This window comes from Kitasatospora sp. NPDC087271, from assembly GCF_044744605.1.
Lineage (GTDB): Bacteria > Actinomycetota > Actinomycetes > Streptomycetales > Streptomycetaceae > Kitasatospora.
The window spans coordinates 834,223-840,313 of record NZ_JBIUYQ010000001.1 but is presented as its reverse complement, the minus strand read 5'-3'; the positions used below and the strand labels follow the sequence as shown (position 1 = coordinate 840,313).

Genomic DNA, 6,091 nt, shown 5'->3' with positions numbered 1-6,091 from the left:
GGCTCCCAGTAGACGACTGGGTTGATAGGCCGGATATGGAAGCCCTGTGAGGGGTGGAGTTGACCGGTACTAATAGGCCGAGGGCTTGTCCTCAGACGCTCGCGTTCACTGTGTGGTTCCCGGGTAGCGAACAGCTATCGCCGGCGAACAAGAAAAACACTTATCAATTAAAAAGTGTGTTTCGCTGAATACCCGATAGGGTTTCGGTGGTCATAGCGTGAGGGAAACGCCCGGTTACATTCCGAACCCGGAAGCTAAGCCTTACAGCGCCGATGGTACTGCAGGGGGGACCCTGTGGGAGAGTAGGACGCCGCCGAACAATTATTCAAGGCCGCGGCCCCAGCGACTCGCTGGGGCCGCGGCCTTTTTGTGTTTTGCGAACGAGTAGTACCCCGGCAGGCCGGGACCTTCGCCCAGGCGGAGTGTTCCGGGATGTCGGACAATGGAGATGGTGCGCGGCCAGGAGGCCGGCGCCGAAACCGCGTGACGGCAGCGGAGTTGCTCAGTCCGCGGTGGAGCTGAAGCAGCAGAAGGAGTCACCACGATGTCGAACCAGCCCCAGGACCGTCCCGAGCGTCGATCGGACGACGGCCGAGGCTACGAGCCCCGGTCCCGTGGGGGCTGGTCGAACGACCGTGGCGGCGCCCGTCGGGACGACCGTCAGGGCGGCGGCGGCTTCCGCCGTGACGACCGCCCCTCGGGTGGTGGTTTCAACCGTGACGACCGTCCGCGTCGTGACGACCGTCCGTCCGGTGGCGGTTTCAACCGCGACCGCGACGACCGCGGTGGCTTCCGTCGCGACGACCGCCCCTCCGGTGGCGGTTTCAACCGTGACCGTGGGGACCGTCCCTCGGGTGGTTTCAACCGCGATGACCGTGGTGGCGACCGTGGCGGCTTCCGTCGCGACGACCGCCCCTCCGGTGGCGGCTTCAACCGCGACCGCGGCGACCGCCCGTCCGGTGGTGGCGGTTTCCGTCGCGATGACCGTCCGGGCGGCTTCAACCGTGACCGTGACGACCGTCCGCGTCGTGACGACCGTCCGTCCGGTGGCGGTTTCAACCGCGACCGCGACGACCGTGGCGGCTTCCGTCGCGACGACCGCCCCTCCGGCGGTGGTTTCAACCGCGACCGTGGGGACCGCCCCTCGGGTGGTTTCAACCGCGATGACCGTGGTGGCGACCGTGGCGGCTTCCGTCGCGACGACCGCCCCTCGGGCGGTGGTTTCAACCGTGACCGCGGCGACCGTCGGGACGACCGTGGCGGCTACCGCGGCAACCGCGATGACCGCCGTGACGACCGGGGCGGCTACGACGACCGTCGTGGCAACTACGAGCCCGTCAAGCGCCTGCCGATCCCGGAGGACGTCACCGGCTTCGAGCTGGACGGGGACGTGCGCCAGGAGCTCAAGAGCCTTCCCAAGACGCTCGCGGACGACGTCGCCCGCAACCTGGTGATGGTGGCCCGCCTGCTCGACACCGAGCCGGAGGAGGCCTACCAGTTCTCCCGCGTCGCGCTCCGTCTGGCCTCCCGCGTGGCCGCCGTCCGTGAGGCGGCCGGTTTCGCCTCGTACATGACGCAGCGGTACTCCGAGGCGCTGACCGAGTTCCGTGCCGCCCGTCGGATGACCGGCCGCGCGGACCTGTGGCCCGTGATGGCCGACTGCGAGCGCGGTCTGGGCCGTCCGGAGCGGGCACTGGCGATGGCCGGTGAGCCCGAGGTGAAGCAGCTGGACAAGGCCGGCCAGGTCGAGATGCGCCTGGTGTCCGCCGGCGCCCGCTCCGACATGGAGCAGTTCGACGCGGCCGTGGTGACCCTGCAGAGCCCGGAGCTGGCCTCCAGCGCCGTGCACCCGTGGACCGCGCGTCTTCGGTACGCCTACGGCGAGGCGCTGATCGCGGCCGGCCGTGGCGACGAGGCCCGTGACTGGTTCGCGAAGGCGGCCGAGGCCGACACCGACGGCACGACCAACGCGGCGGAGCGCCTGGCCGAGATCGACGGCGTGGAGTTCGTGGACGCGCTCGACCCGGAGATGGCCGAGGAGGAGTCCGAGCAGGCCGACGCCCCGGCGAAGAAGCGCGGCGGCGAGGCCTCCGACGACCGCGTCATCTTCGAGGACGAGGAGGACGTCGAGGAGTACTACGACGAGGACGACCTCGAGATCGACGAGGAGTTCGACGGCGTGGTGCCCGCGCGCGCCGCCGAGGCCAAGGACGAGGCCAAGGACGAGGCGAAGGCTGACGCCGAGGCCAAGGGCGACGCCCGCAGCTGAGCGGCTCCGACCGACGAGTGAGGCCCTGCCCGCTTCCCCTGGAATCCCAGGGGAAGCGGGCAGGGCCTCTTCGCGTTCCGGCGGGGAACCTAGCCCAGTTCGAGGTTGCGCAGCACCAGTCCGGTGGCCGGCTTCGGCCCGAAGGAGGTGGACTTGCGCGGCATGGTGACGCCCTGTTCGGCGAGCCTGCGGACCACGCTCTCCCGGACCGGGTGCAGCAGGACGGCGGTGCCGCCGGTGCGTGCGGCCTCCTGCTCGGCGGCTGCGGCGGTGTGCAGGTAGCCGATGTCGTCCGGGCCGTCGGGGACGTGCCAGGTGCGGTCGAGCAGGGTGGCGTGCAGGACGGTGGCGTCCAGGTGGCGCCACTCCTCGGGCCGGTCGTGCGGCACGGTGGCGTCGAGCAGTGCCTCCTCGGGCTCGCCGAGCAGCCAGTACACGCCGTCCCCGCCGGTCAGTATGAAGCCGTTGCCGCCGTGCCGTTTCTGTTCGGCGAGCGCCTGGAGGGCGGCGGTCAGCGGGCCGGGGACCTCCTTGACCTTCCACTGGTCGCCGAGCCTCTCCAGTGCCTCGGCCACGGGCAGCCGGTACAGCACCCGGTGGATGGCCCGGACCCGCAGCGGGTAGCGGGCGGTGTCCACCAGGAGCACCAGGCCGCGGTCCCACGGGCTGCGCGGAAGGTGGCGGTGCTCGCGCTGGAGGCGGAGGTACATCTCCCAGCGGTGGTGGCCGTCGGCGATCAGGGCCCGGCAGGTGGCGAGGTCGCGGCTGATCTCGGCGATCTCGGCGGGGTCGGCGACGGCCCAGAGGCGGTGGTGGGTGCCGTCGCTGGTGGCCGTGGAGAGCAGCGGCTCGCCCTGGACGGTCCGTTCGATGACGCCGGAGGCGCCGCCGCCGCCGCGGTAGGTGAGCAGCAGCGGTTCGAGGTTGGCCCGGGTGGTGCGCATCAGGCCGACCCGGTCGGCGACCGGCCGCGGCATCACGTCCTCGTGGGGGAGGACCACGCCGGCCTCGCGACCGCTCACCGCGAGGGCGCCGATCAGCCCGCGTTGGAGCAGTTCGGGGGAGTCCCCGGTGGCGGGCACGCGCTGCTCGTAGACGTAGAGCGCGGGCGCCGCGTCGGCGGCGAGGATCCCCTCGCGCTGCCAGGCGGCCAGGAGCCGGGCGGCGTGCCGGTACTTGGTGTCGCGGTCGGGCCGGTCGCCGGCGTCCTCGGGCTCGGGCCTGGGCAGGATCAGCCGGACCACGTTGTGCGGGTCGGCGGTCTCCAGGTCGAGCCGGCGGCCGGGGTCGACGACGTCGTACGGCGGTGACATGACCGCGGCCAGGGCGCCGACCCGATCGGGGACGTAGCGCAGGCCTCGGAAGGGTGACAGGGACAGGCCTGCGGTGGCGACGTGCCCGGGATCGCCGGGGCCGCCCTCGGGAGTCTCGACTCCGTCTTCTGCACTGGGTGTGCTCATTCTGGGCATCGTAACCGGGTACGCGTTGTTGAGAGATCGGAATACCCGTGCTGACCTGTGGGACGGGTGTGCGACCGAGGGCGAGGTACCGCATGGACGACGGGCAGGAACGGCTGGACGGCAGCGGCCCGGCCGAGCAGGGTGGGCCGGCCGGCGCCGGCGGTGGGGGCGCTCCGGCGCACGGCGGGGTGCCGGCGCAGGGGCGTTCCGGCGAGCCGACCGGGGACGTGTACGACTGGTTCCGGCGCGGCGGCAGGCTGCTGGCCCAGGGCAACCCGGCGGCCGCCGAGCAGCTGCTGGTCCGGGCGGCGGCGGCCGAGCCGCAGTCGCGCAGCATCCGGGAGACGCTGGCGCGGGCCCAGTTCGACACCGGTTCGTACGCGGCGGCGCTGGAGAACTTCCGGGCCGTCGCGCTGGCCGATCCGTCGGACGACTACGCTCAGTTCGGGTGGGGCGTCGCGGCGGCCCGGCTGGGCGACTTCGAGACGTCCGCCGAGCACCTGGCGCTGGCCGTGGCCATGCGGCCGGGCACCGAGCACTACCAGGCGGCGCTGCGGCAGACCAGGGCGACCCTGGCGGCCCGCGCCGGGGCGTTCGGCCCGCTGCTGCCCGGGGCACCCGGGTACCTGGCGCCCCCGCCGGGCCCGGACGGGGCGCCGACGGGCGACGCCGGTGCGGACGACGAGGTCTGACCGGCTCGGGGCCCACCCGCTCAAGGGCCCACCGGCTCAAGGGCCCACCGGCTCAAGGGCCACCCGCTCGGGGGCACCCGAGGAAGCGAACGACGCAGTGAATGAGGTAGCGCAGCCATGACCGAGACGGCCACCACCGTGCGACGGACCGCCCCCGGCGGCAGCGAGCAGCCGCTGACCGAGGCGTACGACACGGCGCTGCTGGACCTGGACGGCGTGGTCTACGCGGGCCCGCACGCGATCGAGCACGCCGTGGACGCGCTGGCCGCCGCCCGGACGGCCGGGATGCGGCTCGTGTACGTGACCAACAACGCCTCCCGCCCGCCGCGGGTGGTGGCCGAGCACCTGACCGGGCTGGGCGTGCCGGCCGAGCCGGCCGACGTGATCAACTCGGCGCAGGCGGCCGCCCGGGTGGTCGCCGAGAAGGTGCCGGCCGGGGCGAAGGTGCTGGTCGTGGGTGGCTCGGGGCTGGAGGAGGCGCTGGCCGAGCGCGGGCTGGTCGCCGTCCGCTCGCTGGCAGAGGAGCCGCTCGCGGTGGTCCAGGGCTACGACCCGTCGGTCGGCTGGGCGCAGCTGGCGGAGGCCGCGTACGCAGTGCAGCAGGGGCTGCCGTGGGTGGCCTCCAACACCGACCTGACCATCCCGACCGCGCGCGGCATCGCGCCCGGCAACGGGACGCTGGTGGCGGCGGTGCGGGCGGCCGCCGGGGTGGACCCGGTGGTGGCGGGCAAGCCGCAGCCGCCGATGCACCGGGAGACCGTGCTGCGGACCGGCGCGCGGCGGCCACTGGTGGTCGGCGACCGGCTGGACACCGACATCGAGGGCGCGTTCAACGGCGGGGTGGACAGCCTGCTGGTCTTCACCGGGGTGACCACCCCGGCGCAGCTGCTGGCGGCCCCGGCCGAGCACCGGCCGACCTACCTGTCGGCGGACCTGCGCGGGCTGCTGGAGCCGCACCCGGCGGTCACGACCGGGGCGGACGGCTTCGGTTGCGGCGGCTGGGTCGCGTCGGCCGCCGGTGGCGTGCTGCGGCTGGACGGCGGCGGGGACCGCTGGGACGGTCTGCGGGCGCTGTGCGCGGCGGCGTGGACGGCGTTGGACGCGGACGGCGCACCGGCCGACGGGCGCAAGGCCCTGGCCGAGCTGGGGTTCTGAGCCGCCGCGCGGCGCTCAACACGAGGGCGGTCGGGTCCGGAGCACTCGGGTCCGGAGCGCTCGGGTCCAAGAGGGAAGGACCACGGCGGCCGGGTTCAGAGCAGGGTGCGCAGCCGCAGCAGATCGCGGAAGCTCGCCTCCAGCCGGATCCGGCCGCCCGCCCAGGCGGACGCGAAGTTGAGCCCGCCGAAGACCACGGCGACCAGGTCGTCGCTGCTCATGGTGAGCCGGATCGCCGCCTTCTCGGCCGGGGCGCCGGGGGCCGAGGCGAGGTCGTGGATCCGGCCGTCGCGCAGTTGGCCGGTGAAGGTCAGGTCGAGGTCGGTGATCCGGCAGCTGAGCGAGCGGTCGAGAGCGGCCGCCTTGCGGACGTCACCGGTGGACTTCGCCATGTTCCGGCTGAGCTGTTCCAGTGCCTCGCGGCACTCCTCGGCGTTGGCCATGGCGGTGGTTCCCCTCCCTGGGTTCCCTGGTGGTTGCGGCAGGTGACGGCGATGGTCCCTGCCGGGCCACGG

General features: G+C 73.3%; 5 protein-coding genes, 2 rRNA genes and 1 pseudogene. 6 read left to right on the top strand and 2 right to left on the bottom strand.

The window, feature by feature from the left end; all coding sequences use genetic code 11:
• The 4 genes and pseudogenes from ACIO9K_RS03265 to ACIO9K_RS03250 form a co-directional block, all read left to right on the top strand.
• Positions 1-93 (top strand): 23S ribosomal RNA (locus ACIO9K_RS03265); the annotation flags it as partial.
• Positions 94-202: 109 nt separating this feature from the next.
• Positions 203-319: ribosomal RNA gene (gene rrf / locus ACIO9K_RS03260) — 5S ribosomal RNA — on the top strand.
• A 222-nt stretch (positions 320-541) separates the two neighbouring features.
• Positions 542-1,306: pseudogene (locus ACIO9K_RS03255) on the top strand (tetratricopeptide repeat protein); the annotation flags it as partial.
• An 84-nt stretch (positions 1,307-1,390) separates the two neighbouring features.
• On the top strand, positions 1,391-2,269 hold the full coding sequence (locus tag ACIO9K_RS03250; protein WP_363624204.1) for a tetratricopeptide repeat protein: 879 nt from the start codon (positions 1,391-1,393) through the stop codon (positions 2,267-2,269).
• An 89-nt stretch (positions 2,270-2,358) separates the two neighbouring features.
• Here the strand turns inward: ACIO9K_RS03250 and ACIO9K_RS03245 are convergent, their stop codons facing one another.
• A complete protein-coding gene (locus ACIO9K_RS03245) occupies positions 2,359-3,729 on the bottom strand; it encodes a DUF1015 domain-containing protein (RefSeq protein ID WP_363624098.1) in 1,371 nt (456 codons plus the stop codon).
• Positions 3,730-3,821: 92 nt separating this feature from the next.
• Here ACIO9K_RS03245 and ACIO9K_RS03240 point away from each other — a divergent pair, with 92 nt between their 5' ends.
• Together ACIO9K_RS03240 and ACIO9K_RS03235 are read left to right on the top strand one after the other, a co-directional pair.
• Positions 3,822-4,421, top strand: coding sequence for a tetratricopeptide repeat protein (locus ACIO9K_RS03240; protein ID WP_363624100.1), 600 nt, complete (start codon positions 3,822-3,824; stop codon positions 4,419-4,421).
• Positions 4,422-4,538: 117 nt separating this feature from the next.
• Entirely contained in the window at positions 4,539-5,576 is a 1,038-nt protein-coding gene (locus ACIO9K_RS03235) for an HAD-IIA family hydrolase (RefSeq protein WP_400326588.1), read from the top strand.
• A 95-nt stretch (positions 5,577-5,671) separates the two neighbouring features.
• Here the strand turns inward: ACIO9K_RS03235 and ACIO9K_RS03230 are convergent, their stop codons facing one another.
• Positions 5,672-6,019, bottom strand: a complete 348-nt coding sequence (locus ACIO9K_RS03230) for an SCP2 sterol-binding domain-containing protein (protein ID WP_363624102.1) — start codon at positions 6,017-6,019, stop codon at positions 5,672-5,674.
• Positions 6,020-6,091: the final 72 nt, after the last annotated feature.